The sequence below is a fragment of the Streptomyces phytophilus genome, from assembly GCF_013870535.1.
GTDB lineage: Bacteria > Actinomycetota > Actinomycetes > Streptomycetales > Streptomycetaceae > Streptomyces > Streptomyces phytophilus.
This window is the reverse complement of record NZ_JACBXC010001399.1, coordinates 1-1,494: the sequence shown is the minus strand read 5'-3', so window position 1 is coordinate 1,494 and position 1,494 is coordinate 1. Positions and strand designations below refer to the sequence as shown.

The 1,494-nt window shown below is 73.7% G+C and carries 2 protein-coding genes; one reads left to right on the top strand and one right to left on the bottom strand.

Going from position 1 to position 1,494, the window contains the following annotated elements; genetic code table 11:
• The coding region (locus H5J30_RS32765; protein ID WP_181791314.1) for an MFS transporter at positions 1-1,263 on the bottom strand (1,263 nt) is incomplete at its 3' end.
• A 47-nt stretch (positions 1,264-1,310) separates the two neighbouring features.
• Here H5J30_RS32765 and H5J30_RS32760 point away from each other — a divergent pair.
• A partial coding sequence (locus H5J30_RS32760; protein ID WP_181791312.1) for an AfsR/SARP family transcriptional regulator occupies positions 1,311-1,494 on the top strand: 184 nt, incomplete at its 3' end.

Genomic DNA, 1,494 nt, shown 5'->3' with positions numbered 1-1,494 from the left:
GGCGGTGTAGACCGCCGTACCGAGGCTGCCGAAGAGGGCGATGCCCAGCGAGATGCCCAGCTCGCCGCTGCTCTCCGCGGTCGCCGCGGCCGAACCGGACTTCTCCGCGGGCGCCGAGCCCACGATGAGGTTCAGCCCCAGCGCCCCGACCGGCGCGGCCCCCAGGAAGCCCAGCGTGAACCCGATCACCAGCGGCACGAGGTCGTCGCTGACGGCGACGTAGAGGAACCCGGCCGCCGACACCGCGAGGCCCGCGCCGACGATGACCGCCGGCCGCACCGTCCGCGCCAGCACCGGCGCCAGCAGGGAGCCGGCGACCAGCGCGAGGGCCGGCGGCGCCATCCAGAACCCGGCCTTCAGCGGTGAGAAGCCCTCGACCAACTGGAGGTGCTGGCTGAAGAAGAGGTACGTGCCGCCCTGCACGAGCATCGTGAACAGCAGCACGACCAGCGCCGCGGAGAACGAACGGTTGCGGAAGAGCCGCAGGTCGAGCAGCGGTTCGGGCAGCCGGAGCTGGCGGCGGGCGAAGACGAGGCCGAAGGCGAGGCCGGCGGCCACGGCGAGGGTCGCCCGCGCGCCCGGCTCGTCGGCCAGCTCCTTCAGCCCGTACACGAGCGGGATGACCGTCAGCAGCGACAGCGCGACGCTCGCCGGATCGAGCCGCCCGCCGCCGTCGCCGCCGGACTCCGGCAGCAGCGGCCGGGCCGTGACCACGAGCAGCAGCGCCACCGGCACGCCGAGCAGGAACACCGAGCCCCACCAGAAGTTCTCCAGCATCACCCCGCCGACGACCGGGCCCAGCGCCGCGCCGCCCATGAAGCAGGCGGTGAACACGCCGATGGCCAGGGCCCGCTGGCGCGGGTCGGTGAACATGGTGCCGACCAGGGCCAGCGCCGAGGGCGCGAGTGCGGAGGCCGAGATGCCGAGCAGCATGCGGGCGGCGATCAGCATCTCGGCGCTCGCGGCGTACGCGGCGAGCACCGACGCCGCGCCGAAGGCCGCCGCGCCGAAGGTGAGCAGCCGGCGGCGGCCGATCCGGTCGCCGAGGGTGCCCATGGTGATGAGGAAGCCCGCCATCATGAACCCGTAGACGTCCATGATCCACAGGAGTTGGGTGGCGGAGGGCTCCAGGTCCGCGGTCAGGTGCGGCAGCGCGAGGTAGAGCACGCTGTTGTCGACCGAGGCGAGCAGCATGGGCAGGGCGAGAACGCTCAGGCCGAGCCATGCGCGGGGCCCGGCCTTCCGGGCGGTGGTCGTCGTCATGGGTCCACGGTCGCCGCGCGGTGTTCGGGTTTGCTTATGGTGGTGTCATGCGCTTCGGAGTGCTCGGTCCGGTACGGGTCTGGACGGACGACGGCCGGCCCGTCAGGGTCCCGGAGCTGAAGGTGCGGGTGCTGTTGGCCGCGCTGCTCGCCCGCGAGGGGCGGCCGGTGCCGCAGGGGCGGCTGGTCGACGACCTGTGGGACGCCCACCCGCCGGGCAAGCCGACGGGTG